Consider the following 22,194-nt stretch of genomic DNA (forward strand, 5'->3'; position numbering starts at 1 on the left):
TTAAGCCTTCTCTATGCGGCACAAACCGCCTTTTGTTTCTGGTATCTGTGTAACTATATCATATCCATAGTTTGTAACGGTATTTGCACTCTCTCCAGTTGCATATGGCTTAGTTCCGTCTGGGAAATTTCCAGTCATATCAATACCTTGCATAACGCCTGTAAAGTGGAATGGTAAAAACACCATATCAGGTGCAACTGAAGACACTACTCTAGCTTTGACTTTTATCTTTGTGCCCTCCGGAGAATGTACCCATATCATATCGCCGTTAGATATAGACATCTTTTTTGCCAAATCTGGGTGGATATCACAAAACATATCAGGTGTCAAGCGACTTAGGTATTTACTAGCACGTGTCTCCATACCAGCACCACTGAAATTTACCAAACGTCCTGTTATTAAATTTAATGGGAAGTCTTTAGCAAAATCAGCACTTTGCTGCAAGCTCTCATACTGTGTATTAACGCGGTAGTGATTTGGCTTATCTTTAAAGTTTGGATACTTCTTAGCTAGATCAGTTCTTGGTGAGTGTAATGGCTCCCTGTGAAGTGGAATTTGATCCACAAAAGTCCATACTATCGCTCTTGCACGTGCATTACCATACGGAGCAATGCCAGCTTGCATACACTTTTCAGCAATGATATTACTAGCATCAGTTGACCAACTAGCTCCCATCTTAGCTTTTTCATCTTCTGTCAAAGTTATACCTAAAACCTGCTCGATATTTGCTTTTGTTATCTGTGGATAGCCACCATTTACAACAGAATCAATCGGTGCCGACCCCTCACCTGCAAGCTGACTTATACCATTATGCTCTAATCCAAAGCGATTTCTAAAGCCCATACCACCCTTTATGACAGGAACATTTATATTATAAAGTATAGGGCTTCCTGGGTGCTTTTCAGTCCAGCAAGGCCACGGAAGTCCGTAGTATTCACCCTCAACTGGCGTGCCAGGTTTACCCATAAGCGTAAGCTCATCAAATTTATCCCAGTTTTTCTGGTGATTTTTAAGTCTCTCTGGTGTCCAGCCCGTAAGACCAATAGATTTAACAATGCTTGCTATCTCACGAGTTGCCGCCTCTGGCCACTCAATATTGCCATTTGCATCACGAAGCGTACGTGTAAGCTCATCATAAAAGCCAAGTCGTTTTGCTAATTCAAATAAAATTTCATGGTCTGACTTGCTCTCATATAAAGGCTCAACCACCTTTGATCTCCACTGACCGCTTCTGTTTGTTGCTACAACAGTTCCGCTATTTTCAAACTGCGTTGCGGCAGGAAGTAAAAATATATTATCTTTTTTATTTGTGATGATACCAGCTTCATTTACAAAAGGATCAAGCAATACTAAAAGTTCTAGATTATCAAGACCTTGCTGAACTTTTGCCTGTTGAGCGATAGATGTTATACCATTTCCAATTACAATCAAAGCCTTTAGGCTAGTTCCAGCATTCTCTATAGCATCGTTGCCATCTTTACCATCAAGCACTCCAGCCCACCAACGAGCGAGAGTAAATCCTGGCTTAAACATCCATTCAGGTTTATAGTAATTACCTTGCAACCATTCATAATCAACCTTCCACATCTTGGCAAAATATTTCCAAGAACCCTCATTTTTAGGGTAATATCCAGGTAAGCTATCTGGTGCATTTGCCATATCACTAGCACCTTGAACATTGTCATGTCCGCGAAGGATATTCGTACCACCACCTTCAACGCCCATATTACCAAGAACAAGTTGAAGTATAGGAGCTATACGAGTATTTGAGCTACCTATCGTGTGCTGAGTAAGTCCCATAGCCCACACAAAAGAGCCTGGGCGATTTTTCGCATAGACTTCTGTTATCTCACGAAGTTTTTCAACTGTCGTTCCGCAGACATCAGCGACAACTTCTGGCGTCCATTTTTTCGCCTCTTCACGTATCGCCTCATCTATACCATAAACACGATTTTTTATAAATTCTTTATCTTCCCAGCCATTTTCAAATATAATATTCATCATACCATACATAAATGGTATATCTGTGCCAGGACGAATTTGAGCAAAATAATCAGCCTTCGCAGCCGTTCTTGTATAACGCGGCTCAACGACTATTAATTTAGCACCGTTCTCTTTAGCTTTTAAAAAATGTCTAAATCCAACAGGGTGATTTACCGCCGGATTTGCACCCATTATTATGATAGATTTTGCTTTTTGGATATCTCCAAGGTGGTTTGTCATCGCGCCATAACCCCACGTATTCGCCACACCGGCGACTGTTGCGCTATGTCAAATTCTAGCTTGGTGATCTAAGTTGTTTGTCCCAAACATCGCAGCAAATTTACTAATATAGTAACTTTGCTCATTGCTATCTTTTGCTGAGCCCAAAAACATAACCTGCTCTGGGTTTTCATCACGATATTTTTTAAGCTGTGCACCTATACGATCAAGTGCTTCAGTGTATGAAATTCTCTTCCATTTACCGTTCTCTTTTACCATAGGATACTTAACGCGACAATGTGAGCGAACCATATCGATCACGTCGCTTCCTTTACAGCAGTGTCCACCTGCACTTATAGGGTGATCTTGTGCGACCTCTTGGCGAACCCAAACGCCATTATGAACCTCAGCCATTACACCACAACCTACAGAACAAACGCTACATACAGTCTTTACCATATGCGAATCTGGAAATGGATTAGTTCTTTCTTGCTCACTTGCCTTTCTTGTTACACCACTAGAAGCCAATGCTCCAGTAGCTCCAGCAATACTCGCAAGTGATGCCATTTTCAGAAACGATCTACGTCCGACTTTTGGGGTCGGCATCGCTTTGTCTCCTAACATCTATGCTCCTTAAAAATTTTAAATTTATTTTGCTTGTTTATAGTAAAATTCCCAAGTCTTCGTTCTTTTATACAAAGTTTCGTTTGACTTGCTTTCACCACTTTTTATGCCATTACTTGCAACAACTGCAGTAGCACCAAGTGCAGCGGCACCGCCACCTACCATAAGTTTTTTTAAAAACTCACGCCTACTCTTCATCTATTTTCCTTTCAGTATTACGCCTAATGCGATTTTTCTCTCGTCTGATCGCTTCAGAACGTGATATTCCATCTTGGGTTTTTATTTTTTTTTCAATAACCGGTTTTCTTTCATTATAAAACATTCTCTCAAATTCTATAAATACTTGCAAAAGTATCGCTACATATTTATATGCCACAGCATTTGGATGATAAAATAAAATTTCTACAAATTCGTCTATAAAAGGGTTTATCACACTGACAAAAAGCTCTTTTGCATAATCTTTATACACGTTATCACCGCTCATCTGGCGACTTATAAACTCAGCCATCAAGGCAAATACAAAGCCTATACTATCTTCATTTTCTTTAAATTTATTTTCGTTGCGTCTTACATCGGTCTTGCTAAGGAGTTTTCGCACACGCACACACGCTATTCCAGCCTCGTATCCCTCTTCATAATATGAAAAAGTGTTATGTATAGCATTTGGTGGTGCGTGAAAAATTTCATCGTATTCTTGTATTATGTTTTCTATGTTTTCTGGAGAGAATTTCAATATCAAAGTATTTGCGGCACTTGTGCTATCTTCGTCTAATGCACTATCTTTTATAAAATTTAAAAAATTTTGCACATCTTTATAACGACCATCATAGCTAAAAACAAAAAGCTCTTCAAACAATGTATAATAAAGCTTTCTGGCAGCTAAAATAGCACTCTGATCTTCCATTTTCCTGTCCTTTTCTACTTCGACGGATTTTGATAGTGAAACTTTACAACAAGTTTGCTTATTTGCTAGACTTAAAAAAATATAAATAAAAAAAATTAAACTTTCCTTAAATATGCCTTAATTGCATATTCTGAAAGGTCCATTTAATGGGCTTTAAAAATTTATCTATTTTCCAAAAAGATCTCTCTTTGATAATCTAAATAAATTTTTAACTATTAAAAAATAAAAAATATAACTTCAAATTTTAAAAATTTAATCTAAAAAATTAAATTTTGCTTACTTCAATCTCTATCTTGTTATCTTTCTCATAAAATTTATAGAGCATATCTACGCTTTTGTAACTTATACTTTTATCATTATATATATCTTTTTGAGCGTGTGAAATTTTATCAAGCATTGGCGGCAGCTCTTTTGTGATAAGACTTTTTATTGACATATCCATTCCATGAGATAGGTTTTTAATAAATTTTCCATCCACTTGGCTCTCATTGATTATCGTATTTAACGTTGCATCAAAACCTAAAGCTCTAAGCATCTCATAAAGCTCAATCTTTTCTGCAAATGGTGCTATATGGTCATTTTCTGAGTGATAACTCACATAAATAGGCTTTTTATAGCCACTTTGCACTTTTAAATGCTCTAAATTTAGCACATCTCTTATCTCTTCTCTAGCGTCATTAAAATAATTTGGTAAAGATTTATCTAAAAGCGTCCAGTGTGTTTTATCTGATGCAAATATACAAATATTATCAAATAAATTTTTTGCGATAAAACAAGGGTATTTGGTATAATCGATCTCCTTACCAAAACCTATCAAGCTCCATCTAACTTTCGCATAGCTACTATTATCTATAATGCCGTCAATGAGCCACGGAGCAATCTTTGCTGCTAAATGTGATATATATCCGCCATGAGAGCTACCTATCATTACCACAGGTAAACTCGTCCGTTCGCCCCCCCCCATAGTCTAAATTCTGATGATCTTTGCACAAAAAGCAGGGCATTTAATAGATCTATCGCTGACATTATGCCAAAATTTTGATACTCATCTTTTGTTGGTAAAACACTTGCAGATATATCAAGCATAAAATTTTTAGCTATCTTACCATTGCTCTTTTTATCAGCTATAACTTTGCCCAAAGCATTTAAAAATTTATGAGCGATATCAGGCTCAAAAAGTAAAGATATATCGTCTTCTAACCTTATACCAATCTCTTCACATTTTTTGCGAAATATCACTTGATCAAGCCTATCAAGATAAAATTTAGATCCGAGTTGGGGTCTATTGCCTATGCAGTGATAATTTACGCTAACAACCGCCACACTAAACTCACTGGCTACATACTCTGCTAAATGTTCGCGGTAGTTACTATCGGCATCACCGCCCAAACCAGGCACTATAAAGACGATAGCTTTTATATCCTTATCATCATCAAAACACACGCGAAATTCTAGTGGATAGTTGCGTTTTATACCTAGTTCAGCATCATCACAGCTATCTATCTCATATGTTTTATTTACTATCATTTTTTACCTTTAGTTTCTATCACGATACTGCTCATAGCCAAATTTTCTAACTACTTTTAGCTCTCCGTCTGATTTTAGCAAAAGCAGATCAGGCAACTTTATGCCGTTAAATGTCGTATTTTTAACTATAGTGTAGTGAATTTGATCCTCAAATATAACCTTATCGCCGATGTTTAAGGGAGTGTCAAATTTATAAACCGCGTCCCCTGCATCCTGCCCTACGATGTCGCCAGATAAGCAAGTATCACCGCCAAACATATACTCAAATTTGCCATTTTTGCTCTCACCTCTAACCGCTGGACGATACGGCATAAGTATAGTATCGGGCATATGAGCCTCGGCTGAAACGTCTAGTATTGCGATATTTCGCTCATTTTCAACAATATCAAGCACAGAGGCTATCAAAAATCCAGTCTGCCAACCAACCGCCTCACCTGGTTCTAAATACACCTGCACGCCATATCTTTCACGGAATTTTTTTATTAAATTTATTAAAAGCTCTATGTTATAATCAACCCTTGTTATATGGTGTCCTCCGCCAAAATTTACCCATTTCACTTTTGATATAAACTCGCCAAATTTCTCTTCAAAAGCCATCAGTACAGTCTCTAAACTCTCAGCACTCTCCTCGCAAAGTGCGTGAAAATGTAGCCCATCTATGCCATCTAAACTTTTAAATTTATCAAAATTTGCCCTAGTTACACCAAGGCGACTAAAACGTCCGCAAGGATTATACATATCAACAGGCGAAGCCGAGCTCTCTGGGTTGACACGGATACCACAGCTAACACCGTTTTTTAGAGCTTTGTCTTTAAATTTAAGCCACTGATTAAGACTATTAAAAACGACGTGTTTTGAAAGCGATAAAATTTCATCTATATCTTCGTCTTTAAAAGCCGGCGAATACGTATGTATCTCGCCTTCTACGAACTCATCAGCAAATTTCGCCTCGTATAGTCCGCTACAAGTCGCTCCATCGAGATACTCACTCACGATGTCCATCGCTCCGCTAAAAGCAAAGCCTTTAAGTGCGACTAAGATTTTCGCTCCGCTTTCATCTTTAACACGCTTTAAAAGCTCTAAGTTTTTACGCAAAAGTTGCTCTTCGCAGACGTAGGCTGGAGTTTTTATGCTATTTATTAGCTCGTTCATTTTTGCTCTTTAGTTTTAAATTTTGATCTAAGTATATCTAAATTTTATTTTATGTAAAATCAATAAAAATTTTTAATTTTAGGAGAAAACCAATGGTAGAAGTTGAGTTTTTAGGGCCAATAAAATTTAATAATATCAAGATAGAGGCTAAAAACTTAGCTGAGCTTAAAGATGCTTTGGCTGAGTATAGTGAGCTTGAGCTTGGCGAATGGCTCAAAATCTGTGCGGTAGCTGTGAATGACGAGATAGTAAGCTCACTTGATACACTACTTAAAAACGGTGATAAGGTCTCTATCTTGCCACCAGTTTGTGGAGGCTAAGATGAGTCAAAACTTAGAAATTTATAACGGAAGCCTTGATGTTTGCGAGATAACAAAGCGTTGGTATGAAGCCTATAAGGACAAAAACTGCGGTGCGTTAATAACATTTGTGGGTATCGTGCGTGAAGAGGGCGGCATCTCGGCACTTAGCTTTGATATTTATGAGCCTATTTTAAAGCGTTGGTTAAATGCATGGGAGGAGTGTGCGGCACGTGAAAATGCTTATGTATTGTTCGCTCACTCAAGAGGCGATGTGATGGTGCATACAAGCTCATATGTCGCTGGTGTAGTTAGCCCACAACGCAAGGTCGCTTTACGGCTAATAAATGAGTTTGTAGAGGATTTTAAAGCAAACGCACCTATATGGAAATATGATGTAATAAATGGCGAGAGAATTTATGCCAAAGAGAGAAGCCAAGTCATAAAAGGAGCTGGACTCTTGGCGTAAATTTTATAAAAATGCAACTAGACACAAGTAATTTTACTAACAAATTTAAAAATTACTAACTACAAAAAAGCTTATTAGTAAATTTATATTCAATAACACAATCTATGTAGTTTGTATTTTTATTTTACCCTCTATTAAAATCACTCAAAAGCATAGCAAACACATTTGCATTCGCTATGCTTTTTCTGTAATTGACGTGGAAATTTACGCTATCTTGCGATTAAAAAAGCCTATATATCCTGCTACTACAAAGCCTATTACTACTGCATACGGAGCAGCTGCACTTATTCCAGCTCCTGAACTTGCCAATAAAAAGTTATGAGCTATCGCTCCACCTGCCATCATACCAACGATAAAGATAACGGAGCTTAAATTCCCTGTACCCATTTGCACAAGATGCTTACCCGGACAACCTTCGCTAAGGCTAAAACAAAGTCCAGCTAAAACCATACCTAAAAAGTTCCAGATGTAGTCATTGTGTGCGATAGGTTGGGCTTCAAAGCCAAATTTATACTGACCCAAGGCTGCATTTGCAATACTTGCAAACAAAATGATACTAATAATGCCAAAAAACATAGAAAAATCGCCACGAAACGCTCTGCCTATCGCTCCAACACTACAAAATTTACTTTTATGCATTAATGCTCCTACGATAATTGCTACAACAAGCGACATGATTACTGGTGCGTGTTGCGATCCAGGCCCTTTAACTGAGATAAAAAGTGCTGCATTTTCACCTATTTTTAGTTCAAAAACAAGTGCAATAAGCAACAAGACTCCAATTATTGTAGGTGCTAATCCCATTGCAGTAGTAGTTTTAACACTCTCGCCCAAGGCATATCCACGCTTTTTAAAAAACATACCGCACATTACGCCTACGCTAAGCCCCAAAACACCAGCGATCGCTGTCATATCGCCACCACCAAGACGTAAAAACGCCCTCCATGGACATCCAAGAAACACAAGACATCCAATCATAGCAAAAACACCAAGTAAAAATCGCACAAATGGCGATGAGCCAGTGTTTGGCGAAAACTCACGCGTCCAAAACATACTAGCCAAGAAACCGCCAACTATAAGCCCTATAATTTCAGGACGAACATACTGCACTACAGCAGTTCTATGAAAACCCATAGCACCGGCTGTATCACGCAAAAAACAAGCCGCACACACTCCCATATTACCTGGATTGCCAAAAAAGACCAAAAATGCGGCCAAAACGCCAAGTGTAGCTCCTGATATAATAAACCATTTTGAAGAACTCATAAATTTTCCTAATATCGTAGTAAAATCAACCTGATTTCTTAAACATTATTTTAATGTGTTTAAAATAAAAAAATAATAAATTTGGTCTTACCACTTGTAAATTTTGTCACAAATATAATCAATGCCAAAATTTAAAATTTTGGCTAAATTTGTGTTACAATTATGCAAAATTTGCAGGAGTAATTATGATAAAGACAGACTTTCCAAGCTATGATGAAACACTTAAAATGCTTAAAAAAACGATCACACCATGGGATAAAGTGCAAAAAGTCGCCATAACCGAGGCATTAGATCGAAATATAGCATTTGACGTTATCGCAGCCGACAACTACCCAGCCAAAGCCATCTCAGCGATGGATGGATACGCATTTACGTGGGATGAAAATTTAAATGAACTTGAGCTTATTGGCACCGATCTGCCAGCTGGCAGTGATAAGAATATCGTTGTAAAAAAAGGGCAATGCATAAAAACTTTTACCGGCTCACTTATGAGTGATGGGACTGATACACTTGTGCCGATAGAAAATATTGAGATAAACGGCAACAAAGTAAGCATAAAAAGCCCCGTTAAGCGTGGATTTGCTGTCCGGAAAGTAGGTGAGAGCTACAAAAAAGGCGAAGTGCTAATAAAAAAAGGTACACATCTAAGCTACGCTGAGATTGCACTCTTAGCTGAGCTTGGTTTGTTTCATATAAGTGTATTTGTCCGTCCACGTGTAGCGATATTAGCAACTGGTAGCGAGATAAAAGATCTTGGCGAGCCTCTAGAAAATGAGGCACAAATTCATAGCTCAAACCATATAGCCGTTGCGATGATGATACGTAAAATGGGGGCTGAACCGATAGTGTGCGAGATTGTAAAGGATACGGCAGACGGTGTAAAAAATGCTATCATAAACGCTCTAAAAACCGCTGATATACTTATTACTACAGGTGGTGTTAGCATGGGGGATTATGACTTTGTCAAGTTAGCACTAAATGAGAGCTTTAAGCTAATAGTAAATGGTGCTGCCATAAAGCCGGGTCGGCATATCAAAGTTGCAACGAGTGGCGAGAAATACATATTTGCACTGCCAGGATTTCCGTATTCAGCGATGGTAATGTGTGTCCTATACGTTAGAGTGCTAATAAATACGTGGTTTGCAGCAGATGAGCCACGTATAACGGCTATACTTGATGAGAATTATACGAAACGGTCGCCATTTTTGGAATTTACAGCTGTAAATTTAGTAGTTAAAAACGGCGAGATTCACGCAAATCTAGATAATAAAAAGCTTGGTAGCTCAGCGATAGTAAATAACTTAACAAATAATGCAGCTTTGCTTATCATACCAAAAGAGACAGAATTTATCGCAAAAGGCGAAGTGGTTGAGATCTTAAAGATGGTTTAAGCTGGTTAATTTAACCAGCTTTACCAAATTTTTATCTAAATTTAATAAAAAATACTATTAATTTCGCTCAGTTATGCTCTTAATTTAACTAATCTACCTACTACAAAGTTATGTTTAGTGATTTAGCTTTTTAAATTTAAAGCCTTGACTGCCGCTGTCGCACTTGCAAAAGCAAAGTGTAGGTTGTATCCGCCTAGCATCCCAGTAATATCAACGCACTCACCGATAAAGTAGAGATTTTTCACTTTTTTGCTCTCAAAACTACTACTTAGCTCATCAATACTAACACCGCCACGACTAACCTCTGCACGTTCAAAACCAAATGTTCCAGCAGGTGCAAACTCATAGTTTAATAACTTTAAAACCTGCTCTTTTTCACTATGACTACACTTATCAAACGGCTTGTCAGAAATATTAAAAGCGTTTAAAAACTCCAGTGTAAATCGCCTCGGAAGTGGCAAAATGCTTGAAATTTGTTTTTTTGTGTTTTTTAAATTTGATTGATTGAAATTTGGTACAAAATTTATACTAATCCGCCCTTTTTGCCAAAAAAGAGAAGCGTTAAGCACGGCTGGACCACTTATGCCACGATGAGTAAAAAGCACATCACCGTTAAATTCTCTATAAATTTTTTGATATTTTTTTACACCTTTTAGCTTTTGCATAGTCACTTCATTTATAGCTTCACACGCGACCATCTCATATCCAACAGCTACGCTAATCTTAGCTTTTAAACTAATGCCACTTAGATTTTTAAACCAAAACTCATCTTTTTGCACGCTAAAGCCCACAAGTGCGGGAACAAATGGTATAAAATTTAATCCAAAATCACGAGCTACATTTAAAGCCACATCACTCACACCAAGACTCTTATAGCTCACACCACCAGTTGCGATTACTAGGTTTTTAGCTTTAAAATTTGCCAAGTTTGTTGTGATCTCAAAAACTTCACTATTTTTAACCGCAGAGATAAGCTCACAATCATAAAATATCTGCACTCCATTATGCTTACAGCGACGCAATAAAACGCTCAAAACATCACGAGATGAAGTCGCACAGAAAAACTGACTGTCTTTTTGCTCTATAAATTTAAGCTCCTCAAAGAAACCTAAAACATCTATGTATTTTAAATTTGTAAGCATATCTGTAACAAAATCAGCATTACCGAAGTAGTTTTTAGCCGAGATATTGCGGTTTGTTATGTTGCAACGTCCACCGCCACTTGCAATAATCTTTTTACCAGCAATTATGTTTTTCTCAATGATAGCAACATTATAAGCTTTTAAATTTGCAGCTGCATAAAGTCCAGCTGCACCAGCTCCGACTATCAAAACATCGTATATCACTTATTTTGTCTTTATTTATGACTTGCAAATGCGTTCTATCTCGAGCTCGTCTATTAATGTAGTATCAAATTTTATAACTTGATTTTTATTTGTCTTATAGTGCTCAATAATGCCTTTTGTGCTATTTAAAACTCCCAAATTTAGCCTTTTATCAAGCGAAAAATATAAATTTTTAAACACACGTGGATCTTTAAGATAGCACAATAATCCAAACCAAAAAATACACACAACGATACAAAATACCACTAAAATGCCAAAACTATGAGCGTGAAGGATATGTCCGCCAATCACTCCACCAAAAAAACTACCGAAATAGCCAAACGAGTTAAACACGCCAAGTGCAGCACCTTTTTGATTTGACTTGGCAAATTTTGTCGCACAAGATTGCATTATCGGTTCGTGTAGGTTAAATCCTATGAAAAATATCACTACACCAACAATGAAAAATGTCGCTGTAGAACTAACCGCAAAAACACTATAGGAGAGGATAAAAAGTGCGACGCCAACGAGTAAAATCGCTTTTGAAAAGCCTTTACCATCGCCTAAAAATCCACCAAATCCCATAGCAACAAAGCCAAAAGATGTACTTATGGCATATACTTTCCACAAATCTGCCTGAGCGTAACCAAGCTCTTTGACAAGAACGATAGGGATAGCCAAAAAGGCAATGCTTGTAAACATCTTTTGAAACATACTTGTGATATTCATTATTAGTAGGTCTTTTTCAAATATCAGCTTAGAAAATGGCACTTTTTCATCGTGATGAACGACTTTTGGCTCTTTTGGCACGATAAGATATAGTAAAATAATACAAAATATACTAAGCCCAGCACTGATGTAAAAAAGACTATCAAGTCCGTATTTCTGACTTAAAATCGGACTTAACACCATAGAAAGTGCGAAGCCAAGACCGATAAAAGCACCCATCACAGCCATCGCACGCGAACGGATCTCCTCTTTTGTATAATCACTTATCATAGCTGTAGCTACCGCACCTATCGCACCAATACCTTGCACCAAACGACCGCCAATCATCGTATAAATATCACTTGCACCAGCACAGATAAACGAACCGATGATAAAGATTACAAGTCCGATTGTAAGTGTCTTTTTGCGTCCTATTTTATCAGAAAGAGTCCCAAATGGCACTTGAAATATCATCTGCATAATCGCATAAGCACCAATTAGAAGTCCAATGAGAAATTCGTTTGCTCCCTTTAAATTTAGAGCATAGAGACTAAGGACAGGCAGGACGATAAAGATACCAAAAAATCTACTTCCGACGATAAAAGATAGTGGCAAAACGCTTTTTAACATAAATTTTCCTTTTAAAAGCTTGATTTTATCACTATTTTTTAAATTTATTGATAAAATAGTAAATAAATGCATAAAATGTCACGGAATTTAGATAAAAGTAAAGTATTTTTATACCAAACAAGGCATTTTTAAGCTAAGCAAGAGAGTTTGCTGGTTACAAATAACTAAAAAAAATAATGCCATATATCACAAAAGGACAAACTACAAAGGATAAGAATGAAGATAGTTTTAGCAACAAGCAATAAAGATAAAACCAAAGAGATTAAAAATTTCTTAAAAGAGTATGAAATTTATGCTCTTAATGAGATCTGTGAGCCATTTGAGATAGTGGAAAATGGCACGAGTTTTAAGCAAAATGCACTGATAAAAGCTCGTGCAGTGTATGATAAAATTTGTAAGCTAAATTTGGCTGATGAGTTTATAGCACTTAGCGATGACAGCGGTATTAGTGTAGCAGCTTTAGATGGTGCACCTGGGATTTACTCAGCTCGTTTTAGCGATATGAATGAGCGTAAAGAAATGATTAGTAAAAACGCCACTGACGCAAGCAACAGAGCAAAGCTGATAACTCAGCTAAAAATACAAAATCTACAAAGCTCAGATGCATTCTACACCGCCTGTATCGCAATTAGCTCACGCTATGGAGAGTTTAGTACGCATGGCTTTATGTATGGCATGGCGATCGTAGATGAGCGTGGCAACAACGGTTTTGGCTATGATTCTTTGTTTATCCCGCGTGGATTTACGCTCACACTTGGCGAACTTGATGATGCAACAAAGCTTAGCATATCACACCGCTCAAAAGGGCTAGAACTAATCAAATTTATACTAAAAAGCTTAGAGAGAAAATTTAAATAAGAGTAGCGTTTGTAGATTGTAGCTAATAAATCTTATGAAATTAACATAGATATCAAATAACCTACCACTCTTATCAAATGCTCTAAATATAGTAGCTATCATTTGCTATCTAAAGTTTTAGCTTTGAAATTATAATATTAGACCGCTTACTGCTAATCACAGAAATACCCAATGAAACAAACATATTTTAGTATTTCAGTAGGTTATTCTCTCTTTATTTTAAAGTATTTATGATATTTACTCATCGTTTATTACAATATCTCTTGATTGTAAATATTGGTCTTTATAGATTTAACTCTATAAGTTATTTAAGTGGTAACTCCAGCCTATATCCATATCCTTGAACATTTAATATTAACTTGCGATATACTTTAGAACGTAAATTATTGATGTGGGTTCTGATTGTATCGGGTGTAGCAGCCCTATCCTGCCAAATAGCATACTCTAGTTGCTGGATACTTGCGACATGTCCTGCATTTGAGATTAAAATTTGAAGTATCGCAGCTTCAGTTTTAGTAAGATGGATTAAGGTTTTGTTTTTGTAAAGCTCTCTTTTTCGCATATCGTACTCAAACCCATATCCAAGATGAAAAAGTTCGCCCTTTTTTGGCACTTTTGCACTAGCCATTAGCAGTGAAGAGTAAAATTGCTTTAATGAAAATGGCTTTTGTAAAAAAGCAAATGCTCCTAAGCTTATTGCCTCTTTTACATTTTTTTCACTATCGTAAGCCGTGATAATAATAATTGGTAATTGCAGGTTTTGAGCGTGTAATTTTTTAGCAAGCTGCAATCCGTTTAACTTTGGGATATTTATATCGGTTACAACAAGATCAAATTTTCCGTTTTCATACGCATTTAATGCACTTATTCCATCCTTAAACAACCTTACTTTACCACAGTATTGAATCAATGCACTCTCTAGACTTTGTGATAGATACTCATCATCCTCTACAAGCAACACACTAAGAGAATTTAAAATTTTTAATGTGCTATCATTCATTTTTTATCCTTATTTAACGTAAACTCAAAACTAGTCGGTGACACTCGACTTTTTAGATAGATTTGTCCGCCGATTTTTTTAGCTAAGAGTTTGCAGATATAAAGCCCATTGCCGCTTCCTTCTTTTTTAGTAGTTTGAGATTCTTTAAATAATTTTATTTTTTTACTAATGCCAACGCCATTATCACTCACACTGATATAAATTTTACTTTCATCATCACTTATTCGCACCGAAATTTCACCATTTTTACCGCTTTGGACTATGGCGTCTTTGGCATTAGAGAGCAAATTCAACAAAATTTGCTTTATGTAGTTTGGATGAGTAGTAATGATAAATCGCTTGTTGTGTTCAAAGAGCAAATTTAACTCTATATTATTTATACGCATAATTTGTCTAATAATAGAAAACACGTCATTTATAATCTCTATTAAATCTATTTTACTCATCTTATTATTCGGTTTATAGAAATTTTTAAAACTATCAATCGAGTTTTGCATAAAGCCTATTATCTGTCCGGTTTTATCTAGCTTTTCACTAACGCCACTTAAATTTTTAGTTTTAAGGTGCATTTTAGCCATATCGATATTTAGACTCATTGCCGCAAGAGGTTGTTTTAGCTGGTGAGTTGTAGCTACTAACATCTCGCCCATTGCGACAATCTTGCTTTGATTTAGCATTATTTGCTCACTTGCTCTAACACGACTTGTCATTAAATTTAATAAGACCCAACCACCAATACCAATGAGTGCAAGTATCAAAGCAAGAACAATATCAGTTTTAAATTTAGTTTCTAAAGTACTTAGAATTTTACTCTCATTTAAGCTCACGGCAAATATCCAATCACTATTTTTAAGAGGCTCATAAAATAGTATGAAATTTTCGTTTTTAAATACATATGAACGTAAATTCTCATCGTTTAAATTTTGCATTATTAAAGAGATTGCCGGCTTACATTCACCACATGGCTTTAAATTTAGCCCACTAGGGCTTACGATCACTTCTCCTGCTTTGGTTAATAAAAACGCAAAACCTTTTAAATTTTTGTTGATATTTAAGATTTCTTGTTGAATTTTGTCAAATACCATATCCGCAGACACAACTGCTAGTATATTTGAACGAGTTTTAAAATGTGCTACAACCGAAAAACGGATATTACCAGTTATAAAAGCATCCTCATAGGGTAACGTTATAATAGGCTCTTTTGTATCAAGTGCACTTTTATACCACTCACGTTTAGTAGGCTTATAATCATAAGGTATCAAAATGTCTGTATTTATAATATATCCATCATCTTCATACCCTACATAAACGCTATCAAATTCACCTATCTTTGCAGTATCTTGTAAAACTTTATGCGTTTGCTCTTTTTGCGTTTGTTCTAACTCCACTAGCGAATCTTTAGCTAGAGCAACAACTCTTTTTTTTGATTCCAGCCACTCTTCAAGACGCTGCTTATAGAGTTTAACTAAATTTATCTGATTGTTTTGACTTAAATTTTGAAGTGCATTTTTATCATTTTCATAGTTTAGATACAAAAGTCCAAGGTAAAGAATGAGTATTGCAAATATACCAATCGTGGTAAGATAACCTTTTTTGATATTCAAAATATTCCTTTAAATCCAATAGGGAGATTTTCTCCCTATTATACTATTTAATCTCATTGCAAATATCTTTATATACCTCAAATTGAGCTTTAAAAACCTTATCTTTAGCATCATTTACATCAAGTGTACCATTATTTTTAGACTCTTCGTACCACTTTCTTTGATACTCCTCTATCCACTCACACTTTTCTTTTATGGCCTGTATGCGTTTTTCTGGTTTTGCATAGTTAAATATCTCTTGTTTATTTGCAAATTCTGGTACTTTGTAATCAATTATGCCATATTTGGCTAAAATTTTAGTAAGCTTGATTCTTGCATTTTGAACATATTCATTTGCATTTGAGTATAATCTCATACTCTCGTCTGTAGCGTGAATATATGAACCGTAGCTAGAAAACACTGCAGTAAATCTCCACTGAGCTTTTCTTATAAGATCTAGCGGTTCTTTCATCTCATCTTCACTTGCTCCGATCTCCCAAGCCTTTTGTGCCTCTAGGTGAGCAGAAGCTAGGTTATCAAGTATAATATCACCAAGTCCATATACAGCTTTGCGTTTATCGGCTAAAATTTGTGTTAGCTCCTCTTGTTTGCCAGGATGACAAGTTAAACAACTAGCTTGCATATTCTTAAGTGGGTTTGTAAATTCATGGTGAGAATACTTAGTACTACCTTCACTAACGTATGGAATATGACAATCAGCACATGCCACACCATTTTTATAATGAGTACCTTTTATAAAAATTTCATAATCAGGATGCTCTGCTAAAATAGTAGGTGCTTTTGAGAATGAGTTAAGTATATGCACCGCTCTTTTGCCACCAAAATTTTTTGGATCATCATAGTGGGCTTCTGCTTCATCTATACCTATGCCATTACTCCATGGCGATATAATACCTTTAGATATACGTTTTGTACCATTACTATCGGTCCATTCAATTTTTTTAGTATATGTAAGCACATGACACTGGGCACAAACTAAAGATCGTTTTTCTTGATGACTTGATTTATTAAAACTTAAACGTCCTGCTAACGAAAGAGAGTTATCTAGGTTGCTTCTATTCATACTAAGTTCCATAGTTTTTGGATCATGACAGTCAATACAACCTATCCCATTTTGAGCCTCAGCAGCATAACTTGCTAGAGATTTAGAGTAAAACTCAAGTTCACCATCCCTTTTCATAAGGCGGATAAAATCTCCCGAGTGGCAAGTAAAGCAGCGAGAAGGTAGTTCCCCATCAAATTTATTTGGGTCTTTAGGGGTACCACTATTAATGCTTAAAAGCATATTTACACTACTATAAAAGTGCCCATGAGCCTTATCATACCAAGCTCCAAAATCACCTTCACCCATACGAATAACTGCATAATTTGGCTTTTCGACAAGAAAATCTCTCGTGCTGTTATTATCCATATCCTTTAAGTAACTATGCACTTGCCTTGGATAAAATGCACTATAACTTGAAACTTTATACGGATCTTGTGGTAACGCATGTGCTTGATTTATCTCATTACGTTGTTTCTCTTTAAATTCAATATCTCTCATCAGAAAAAATCCACTCGCCACAACCAAACAGACCACAATAAACAAAATATACTTTTTCATAACTTCTCCTTTATTTTAAATTTTTAACACCTAATGCGTCAGGTGTCATATTTATGCCACCTATTCCAGAATGTGCTGTATCTCTATGACATCTCCAACAATAGTCATCTTTGTCTTTATGTGCGTTCATAGTCGCGTTTAAGACGATTGCTTCGGTTTTAATCTCGTGACAGGCGATGCAGTTTCCCTGCACAGTTTTCGCTCCACTGTCTGAAATTTCTATGCTTTGACCATATTTATCGAAAGTAAACATATAGACGTGATGAAGCCCATCTTTTGCCTTAGTAATATATTTGCTTACGAAATCTCTTGGCAGATGACAATCTATACAAACAACATTTCGTCCATGTATGCTATGTTCCCAAGTTGTGTAGGCTGTATTCATATTATGACAATTTATACACGCTTTACTATCACTTCCAAGATGCATAAAAAATCTTGAAATATCAGCTGTATAAATAGCCATAGCTATTCCAAAACAGCACACCGCAATACTCGCATATACAACCAGCTTTGGCATTTACCCATCCTTTACTTAAAATTTATTACAAGTTTAAAACGAAAGTATGAAGAAAGTATAAAGATTTAAAAATTTATAATTTTTTCTTATATAATATTTGTAAAATCTACTTTAAGGGTAGATGCGTTTTATAGCATCTTTTTTAAAATATAAGTATTGGCTAAATAATTTATCATTAAGCCCTAATAAACAATGATATAACTAAAATAACTTAAAAGTATCCAAATGGCACAAGATATTAAAACTTAGCAGAGTAAATTTTACACATCTATTGAGATATAAGGTGTGGGCTTGATCCGCTTAATATAAATTTGATGAGCTTACATACCCGTTTAAAAGACTAACAAAGACGTATACAATCTCACGCAATAAGATAGCAAACAAAGAGCTACTTATAAAAAAGTATAGACAAATATAATAAATGAGCGTATAGCAAAGGAGAGTAGCAAGAAAGACATAAATTTATTTAGCGATACTAATGTCAATAAAACATATTCTTTTTAATATCCCTATATCATTTTAATTGAGTCATATTCCTTATATCTTTTAAATAACACTTGCAGGGATTATGTCAGACATTCTAACTATAACGCTTCTTAATATAATCAGCATATAAATTTATTTTACTTTTAAATATATAAATTGCATAAACTTTCCCGCTTAACGTATTATAGGCACAATTTTATATATCATAGATAGTATATTTTAACGTGTAATTTGATATTTATGTCTAACCTATTTTAAAATATATACTTAGTTTTATGTAATAATATAAATTTAAAATATGCGAAGTTGATAATTAAAATTTTGCAAATAGTGGTTTTAGTACAGGTATAAGCGTATTTATCTTAAAAATGTAGTTGGGATCTTTTTAGTTATCTCACGTTTCTCACTTACTTTATCGCTCTTACCTATCGCTAATGAGCCGATAGCAACGTGAGTTGGCGGTATTCCTAGTCGCTCTCTTAGCAATGGCTTATCGTGCAGTGCCACAACGCTTGTATTACAGCCAAGCCAAGCTCTGTCGCCCTTAGATGCCACCGTCTCAAGCGTACAAAACTGATCTCTAGTTAGCGTCTCAGGCGTGTATGGGTATTTGGCTTATTTTGTGTATGTTTTTTAGCACTTACGAGTATCCAAATAGGTGCATTATACATATATCTTGGTAAATTAAATTTATTAACCTCAGCCATTTCAAGCAACTCAAGATTTGTTGTGACGCTGATACGAATATCATGCATAGATGAAACTGGTGCTAAATACGCTGCTTCAAGTAACTTTTCTATCTCATCATCGCTTGAGAAATCTCCATTAAACTCACACACACTGACACGTCTTTATTAACTCCTTAAATTTAGTGTAATTTAAATTTTTCTAAAATTATAGACTAAATTTAGAACTGTTTTATTAATCTTTGGCAAATACAAGCAATTTATATCGAATTTATACTATCTCATTAAAATACTAAATCGTAATTCAAATTTACTTAAATTACATTTTTAGCGTAAAAAGGTTATAATTAGTCAAATTTTAAAGGAGCAAATATGGCAAATATTTTAATAATCGGAGCTGGTGGTGTGAGCCAAGTCGCAACTGTAAAATGTGCGATGAATAGCGATGTTTTCACGCATATCACACTTGCAAGTCGCACAAAAAACAAGTGTGATGCTATAGCTAAATTTATAAAAGAGCGTTTAGGAGTTGAAATTTCAACAGCTCAAATAGACGCTGATGACACTGACGCTGTCGTTGAGCTGATTAAAAAAACAGGTGCTAAAATGCTACTAAATGTCGCACTGCCATATCAAGATCTTACGCTTATGGACGCGTGTATAAAATCTGGTATCCCTTACATTGACACCGCAAATTACGAACACCCTGACACTGCAAAATTTGAATACAAACTTCAATGGGCAAAAGATGGCGATTTTAAGGCAGCAAATACGATGGCATTGCTTGGTAGTGGCTTTGATCCTGGCGTTACTAACGTATTTTGTGCTTATGCACAGCAAAATTTATTTGATGAGATTAGTGAGATAGATATACTTGATTGTAATGCAGGTGACCATGGGTATGCATTTGCAACAAATTTTAACCCAGAGATAAACCTTCGTGAAGTTAGTGCCAAAGGACGCTATTGGGAAAAAGAAAAGGGGTGGTGCGAGACTGAACCTATGGAGATAGGATTTAAGTGGGATTACCCAAAAGTTGGTATCAAAGACAGCTATCTGCTCTATCATGAGGAGCTTGAGAGCTTGGTAAAAAATATCAAAGGGCTTAAGCGAATTCGCTTTTTTATGACATTTGGACAGAGCTACTTAACACATATGAAATGCCTAGAAAATGTCGGTATGTTGCGTATAGATGAAGTAGAGCATAACGGCGTGAAAATCGTGCCGATTCAGTTTTTAAAGACACTTTTACCTGATCCTGCTTCACTCGGTCCCCGCACGAAAGGCAAGACAAATATTGGTTGCGTAATACGTGGCATAAAAGACGGCAAAGAAAGACAAGTCTATATCTATAATGTATGCGATCATGAGAGTTGCTACGCAGAAACTGGTGCTCAGGCTGTTAGCTACACCACAGGAGTACCAGCTATGATAGGTTCATTAATGATAGCCAAAGGAATTTGGAGTGGCAAGGGTGTATTTAATATGGAGCAATTTGACGCTAAGCCATTTATGGACGAGCTAAACCGCCAAGGTTTGCCATGGGAAATTATAGAGATGAAGCCAGGCGAAAGGTATGAGGTAGAGTGATTTAATGGGCGAAAGCCCTTTAAATTTTTGATGAAATTTATTTAATTCTTTTAAAATTCTCTCAGATTTTATCACTGTTTTTGACGTTTATGCTTCTAAAAATTTTATAAAAAGTCGTCATACACTCAGTCTCATCATAGCTATTTAATGCCTTAATGGTTGCTTCGCCAACTATACCGTCACACTTTATCCCCAGTAGCTTTTGAGCCAATCGTGCCACATTAAGCACTCCAGCATTTACGCCAAATATAAACAACTCATCAGCTATTCTTTGAGAGTGTAGCCTGTTAAGTTGCATTTTATCGCTTTATATAGTGAATAAACCGCCACCTCAAGCCCTTTATTAGCATAAAGGGTGCGACTAGTCACACACTTCTGTACTAATTCACTTCGCAAAATAATGACATTAGCATTATTAAGTTTGGCTTTACACTTGCAATCATAAAATTTATGTAACGAGAAAGATCAAATTTATTACAAATAAAGAAAATAATTCTTTATTAAGCCATGAATATATAAAAAAGCATTGCAAGGTGCAAAGACTCTAACTAAAAAAACTTTAAATTTAAAGTGTGCGAAGCTATTCACACACTAAAATAGGAGTTATTTCTTAGTTAAAACGGCTTCATCAATACCAAATGGCACACTTCTAAGACCAGCGGTAAAATACTTCTTTCTTAGCTCATCGATCTGTGCGACTTGGTTATCTGTTACACTACCAGCTGGGACTTCAAATTTGTCAGCGTAGTATTTTCTTAAAATTTTTACTTTATCGCTATCGCTTTTAGCAGTGGCTATCTCTTTGTATATTAGGTATGCCTTTTCAAGCGAACTACGGTCATGAACTGGTGTTAATATGATCTTTAAATTTTCGCTTTCTAGTGCCTTTTCTACACTCTTAAGCTCCATTCTACAATAAGGACATTCCGGATCGCTAAACATCACTTTTGTCGGCTTTTTAGGGTCATTGCCAAGTGTTATTATGTTTGCTTTATTTTCATTTTTATAGACACTACCGAGTTTGCCGACGAGCATTTTCTCTTTAAATTCACCCTTGTAGCTCTTGCTCGTTTTTAAGTCATATATATCAGGCAAAAGCAGATCGCCTTTTGTAAAGATTATCTCTTCTTCTTTGATTGTGCCATCGCTTAGTTTGATAATAACAGCTTCAAATTCTGGATATCCTACGACCTTTTCACGTGAAGCTACTTCTACGTTTATATTTTGCGGCACTATATTATTTTTGTAAAACTCAACGATTTGCTCATTTGTAGCTGCCATTAGCGAACTTGCCACGACTAGACTTGAAAGTATAATCTTTTTCATTATTTTCCCTTATAAAAATTTTTG

At 35.9% G+C, this 22,194-nt stretch carries 22 protein-coding genes; 5 read left to right on the top strand and 17 right to left on the bottom strand.

The window, feature by feature from the left end; genetic code table 11:
* From KDE13_RS02700 to nspC, 6 genes are all read right to left on the bottom strand, one after another.
* Positions 1 to 2,808, bottom strand: a complete 2,808-nt coding sequence (locus KDE13_RS02700; RefSeq protein ID WP_212142837.1) for a formate dehydrogenase subunit alpha — start codon at positions 2,806 to 2,808, stop codon at positions 1 to 3.
* 42 nt (positions 2,809 to 2,850) lie between these two features.
* Positions 2,851 to 3,024, bottom strand: coding sequence for a twin-arginine translocation signal domain-containing protein (locus tag KDE13_RS02705; RefSeq protein ID WP_212139948.1), 174 nt, complete (start codon positions 3,022 to 3,024; stop codon positions 2,851 to 2,853).
* Positions 3,014 to 3,730, bottom strand: a complete 717-nt coding sequence (locus KDE13_RS02710) for a TorD/DmsD family molecular chaperone (protein WP_212139947.1) — start codon at positions 3,728 to 3,730, stop codon at positions 3,014 to 3,016. Before KDE13_RS02710 ends, KDE13_RS02705 begins: the two co-directional genes overlap by 11 nt.
* 265 nt (positions 3,731 to 3,995) lie before the next feature.
* The gene (locus tag KDE13_RS09790) at positions 3,996 to 4,658 is read right to left on the bottom strand and encodes a DUF2920 family protein (protein WP_420838371.1); all 663 of its coding nucleotides are present in this window, start codon (positions 4,656 to 4,658) and stop codon (positions 3,996 to 3,998) included.
* The gene (locus KDE13_RS09795) at positions 4,658 to 5,257 is read right to left on the bottom strand and encodes a DUF2920 family protein (protein ID WP_420838372.1); all 600 of its coding nucleotides are present in this window, start codon (positions 5,255 to 5,257) and stop codon (positions 4,658 to 4,660) included. Before KDE13_RS09795 ends, KDE13_RS09790 begins: the two co-directional genes overlap by 1 nt.
* A gap of 9 nt (positions 5,258 to 5,266) precedes the next feature.
* On the bottom strand, positions 5,267 to 6,409 hold the full coding sequence (gene nspC, locus KDE13_RS02720) for a carboxynorspermidine decarboxylase (protein ID WP_212142775.1): 1,143 nt from the start codon (positions 6,407 to 6,409) through the stop codon (positions 5,267 to 5,269).
* 92 nt (positions 6,410 to 6,501) lie between these two features.
* Here nspC and KDE13_RS02725 point away from each other — a divergent pair, with 92 nt between their 5' ends.
* Together KDE13_RS02725 and KDE13_RS02730 are read left to right on the top strand one after the other, a co-directional pair.
* Complete coding sequence (locus KDE13_RS02725) at positions 6,502 to 6,729, top strand: MoaD/ThiS family protein (protein WP_212139944.1); 228 nt, start codon at positions 6,502 to 6,504, stop codon at positions 6,727 to 6,729.
* A gap of 1 nt (position 6,730) precedes the next feature.
* Complete coding sequence (locus KDE13_RS02730) at positions 6,731 to 7,177, top strand: molybdopterin synthase catalytic subunit (protein WP_212142776.1); 447 nt, start codon at positions 6,731 to 6,733, stop codon at positions 7,175 to 7,177.
* 204 nt (positions 7,178 to 7,381) lie between these two features.
* Here KDE13_RS02730 and yedE read toward each other — a convergent pair whose 3' ends face one another.
* A complete protein-coding gene (gene yedE, locus KDE13_RS02735) occupies positions 7,382 to 8,443 on the bottom strand; it encodes a YedE family putative selenium transporter (protein ID WP_212142777.1) in 1,062 nt (353 codons plus the stop codon).
* Positions 8,444 to 8,628: 185 nt separating this feature from the next.
* On the opposite strand from yedE, the gene KDE13_RS02740 reads away from it, so the two are divergent.
* The gene (locus tag KDE13_RS02740) at positions 8,629 to 9,834 is read left to right on the top strand and encodes a molybdopterin molybdotransferase MoeA (RefSeq protein ID WP_212142778.1); all 1,206 of its coding nucleotides are present in this window, start codon (positions 8,629 to 8,631) and stop codon (positions 9,832 to 9,834) included.
* A gap of 122 nt (positions 9,835 to 9,956) precedes the next feature.
* Here the strand turns inward: KDE13_RS02740 and KDE13_RS02745 are convergent, their stop codons facing one another.
* Both KDE13_RS02745 and KDE13_RS02750 read right to left on the bottom strand, forming a co-directional pair.
* The gene (locus tag KDE13_RS02745) at positions 9,957 to 11,180 is read right to left on the bottom strand and encodes a BaiN/RdsA family NAD(P)/FAD-dependent oxidoreductase (protein ID WP_212142779.1); all 1,224 of its coding nucleotides are present in this window, start codon (positions 11,178 to 11,180) and stop codon (positions 9,957 to 9,959) included.
* 15 nt (positions 11,181 to 11,195) lie between these two features.
* Positions 11,196 to 12,497: an MFS transporter gene (locus tag KDE13_RS02750; RefSeq protein ID WP_212142780.1), complete on the bottom strand. Its 1,302-nt coding sequence runs from the start codon at positions 12,495 to 12,497 to the stop codon at positions 11,196 to 11,198.
* Between the two features lie 216 nt (positions 12,498 to 12,713).
* On the opposite strand from KDE13_RS02750, the gene KDE13_RS02755 reads away from it, so the two are divergent.
* The gene (locus KDE13_RS02755; RefSeq protein WP_212142781.1) at positions 12,714 to 13,355 is read left to right on the top strand and encodes a non-canonical purine NTP pyrophosphatase; all 642 of its coding nucleotides are present in this window, start codon (positions 12,714 to 12,716) and stop codon (positions 13,353 to 13,355) included.
* A 304-nt stretch (positions 13,356 to 13,659) separates the two neighbouring features.
* Here KDE13_RS02755 and KDE13_RS02760 read toward each other — a convergent pair whose 3' ends face one another.
* The 6 genes from KDE13_RS02760 to KDE13_RS02785 form a co-directional block, all read right to left on the bottom strand.
* A complete protein-coding gene (locus KDE13_RS02760) occupies positions 13,660 to 14,355 on the bottom strand; it encodes a response regulator transcription factor (RefSeq protein ID WP_212142782.1) in 696 nt (231 codons plus the stop codon).
* Positions 14,352 to 15,959, bottom strand: a complete 1,608-nt coding sequence (locus KDE13_RS02765; protein WP_212139936.1) for a sensor histidine kinase — start codon at positions 15,957 to 15,959, stop codon at positions 14,352 to 14,354. The genes KDE13_RS02760 and KDE13_RS02765 overlap by 4 nt, the downstream gene beginning before the upstream one ends.
* Before the next feature lie 43 nt (positions 15,960 to 16,002).
* Positions 16,003 to 17,562, bottom strand: a complete 1,560-nt coding sequence (locus KDE13_RS02770; RefSeq protein WP_212142783.1) for an ammonia-forming cytochrome c nitrite reductase subunit c552 — start codon at positions 17,560 to 17,562, stop codon at positions 16,003 to 16,005.
* 10 nt (positions 17,563 to 17,572) lie between these two features.
* Positions 17,573 to 18,082: a cytochrome c nitrite reductase small subunit gene (gene nrfH, locus KDE13_RS02775; RefSeq protein ID WP_212139934.1), complete on the bottom strand. Its 510-nt coding sequence runs from the start codon at positions 18,080 to 18,082 to the stop codon at positions 17,573 to 17,575.
* 843 nt (positions 18,083 to 18,925) lie between these two features.
* Positions 18,926 to 19,123, bottom strand: coding sequence for a hypothetical protein (locus KDE13_RS02780; RefSeq protein ID WP_212142784.1), 198 nt, complete (start codon positions 19,121 to 19,123; stop codon positions 18,926 to 18,928).
* A 29-nt stretch (positions 19,124 to 19,152) separates the two neighbouring features.
* Positions 19,153 to 19,407, bottom strand: a complete 255-nt coding sequence (locus KDE13_RS02785) for a nitroreductase family protein (RefSeq protein WP_212142785.1) — start codon at positions 19,405 to 19,407, stop codon at positions 19,153 to 19,155.
* Positions 19,408 to 19,626: 219 nt separating this feature from the next.
* Between KDE13_RS02785 and KDE13_RS02790 the strand changes: the two genes are divergently transcribed.
* On the top strand, positions 19,627 to 20,844 hold the full coding sequence (locus KDE13_RS02790; RefSeq protein ID WP_212142786.1) for a saccharopine dehydrogenase family protein: 1,218 nt from the start codon (positions 19,627 to 19,629) through the stop codon (positions 20,842 to 20,844).
* Positions 20,845 to 20,905: 61 nt separating this feature from the next.
* Here the strand turns inward: KDE13_RS02790 and KDE13_RS02795 are convergent, their stop codons facing one another.
* Positions 20,906 to 21,142, bottom strand: a complete 237-nt coding sequence (locus KDE13_RS02795) for a lysozyme family protein (protein WP_212142787.1) — start codon at positions 21,140 to 21,142, stop codon at positions 20,906 to 20,908.
* Between the two features lie 305 nt (positions 21,143 to 21,447).
* The gene (locus tag KDE13_RS02800; protein ID WP_212142788.1) at positions 21,448 to 22,170 is read right to left on the bottom strand and encodes a thioredoxin domain-containing protein; all 723 of its coding nucleotides are present in this window, start codon (positions 22,168 to 22,170) and stop codon (positions 21,448 to 21,450) included.
* Between the last annotated feature and the right edge of the window lie 24 nt (positions 22,171 to 22,194).

Source organism: Campylobacter anatolicus (genome assembly GCF_018145655.1).
GTDB classification, from domain to species: Bacteria; Campylobacterota; Campylobacteria; order Campylobacterales; family Campylobacteraceae; genus Campylobacter_A; species Campylobacter_A anatolicus.

Bases quoted from the DNA above. Each gene is read 5' to 3' on its own strand.
- KDE13_RS02710 (WP_212139947.1), bottom strand. From the start codon at position 3,730: ATGGAAGATCAGAGTGCTATTTTAGCTGCCAGAAAGCTTTATTATACA.
- KDE13_RS02790 (WP_212142786.1), top strand. From the start codon at position 19,627: ATGGCAAATATTTTAATAATCGGAGCTGGTGGTGTGAGCCAAGTCGCA.
- KDE13_RS09790 (WP_420838371.1), bottom strand. From the start codon at position 4,658: ATGATAGGTAGCTCTCATGGCGGATATATATCACATTTAGCAGCAAAG.
- KDE13_RS02705 (WP_212139948.1), bottom strand. From the start codon at position 3,024: ATGAAGAGTAGGCGTGAGTTTTTAAAAAAACTTATGGTAGGTGGCGGT.
- nrfH (WP_212139934.1), bottom strand. From the start codon at position 18,082: ATGCCAAAGCTGGTTGTATATGCGAGTATTGCGGTGTGCTGTTTTGGA.
- KDE13_RS02750 (WP_212142780.1), bottom strand. From the start codon at position 12,497: ATGTTAAAAAGCGTTTTGCCACTATCTTTTATCGTCGGAAGTAGATTT.
- KDE13_RS02730 (WP_212142776.1), top strand. From the start codon at position 6,731: ATGAGTCAAAACTTAGAAATTTATAACGGAAGCCTTGATGTTTGCGAG.
- KDE13_RS02760 (WP_212142782.1), bottom strand. From the start codon at position 14,355: ATGAATGATAGCACATTAAAAATTTTAAATTCTCTTAGTGTGTTGCTT.
- KDE13_RS02770 (WP_212142783.1), bottom strand. From the start codon at position 17,562: ATGAAAAAGTATATTTTGTTTATTGTGGTCTGTTTGGTTGTGGCGAGT.
- KDE13_RS02725 (WP_212139944.1), top strand. From the start codon at position 6,502: ATGGTAGAAGTTGAGTTTTTAGGGCCAATAAAATTTAATAATATCAAG.
- nspC (WP_212142775.1), bottom strand. From the start codon at position 6,409: ATGAACGAGCTAATAAATAGCATAAAAACTCCAGCCTACGTCTGCGAA.
- KDE13_RS02795 (WP_212142787.1), bottom strand. From the start codon at position 21,142: ATGCAACTTAACAGGCTACACTCTCAAAGAATAGCTGATGAGTTGTTT.
- KDE13_RS02740 (WP_212142778.1), top strand. From the start codon at position 8,629: ATGATAAAGACAGACTTTCCAAGCTATGATGAAACACTTAAAATGCTT.
- KDE13_RS09795 (WP_420838372.1), bottom strand. From the start codon at position 5,257: ATGATAGTAAATAAAACATATGAGATAGATAGCTGTGATGATGCTGAA.
- KDE13_RS02800 (WP_212142788.1), bottom strand. From the start codon at position 22,170: ATGAAAAAGATTATACTTTCAAGTCTAGTCGTGGCAAGTTCGCTAATG.
- yedE (WP_212142777.1), bottom strand. From the start codon at position 8,443: ATGAGTTCTTCAAAATGGTTTATTATATCAGGAGCTACACTTGGCGTT.
- KDE13_RS02755 (WP_212142781.1), top strand. From the start codon at position 12,714: ATGAAGATAGTTTTAGCAACAAGCAATAAAGATAAAACCAAAGAGATT.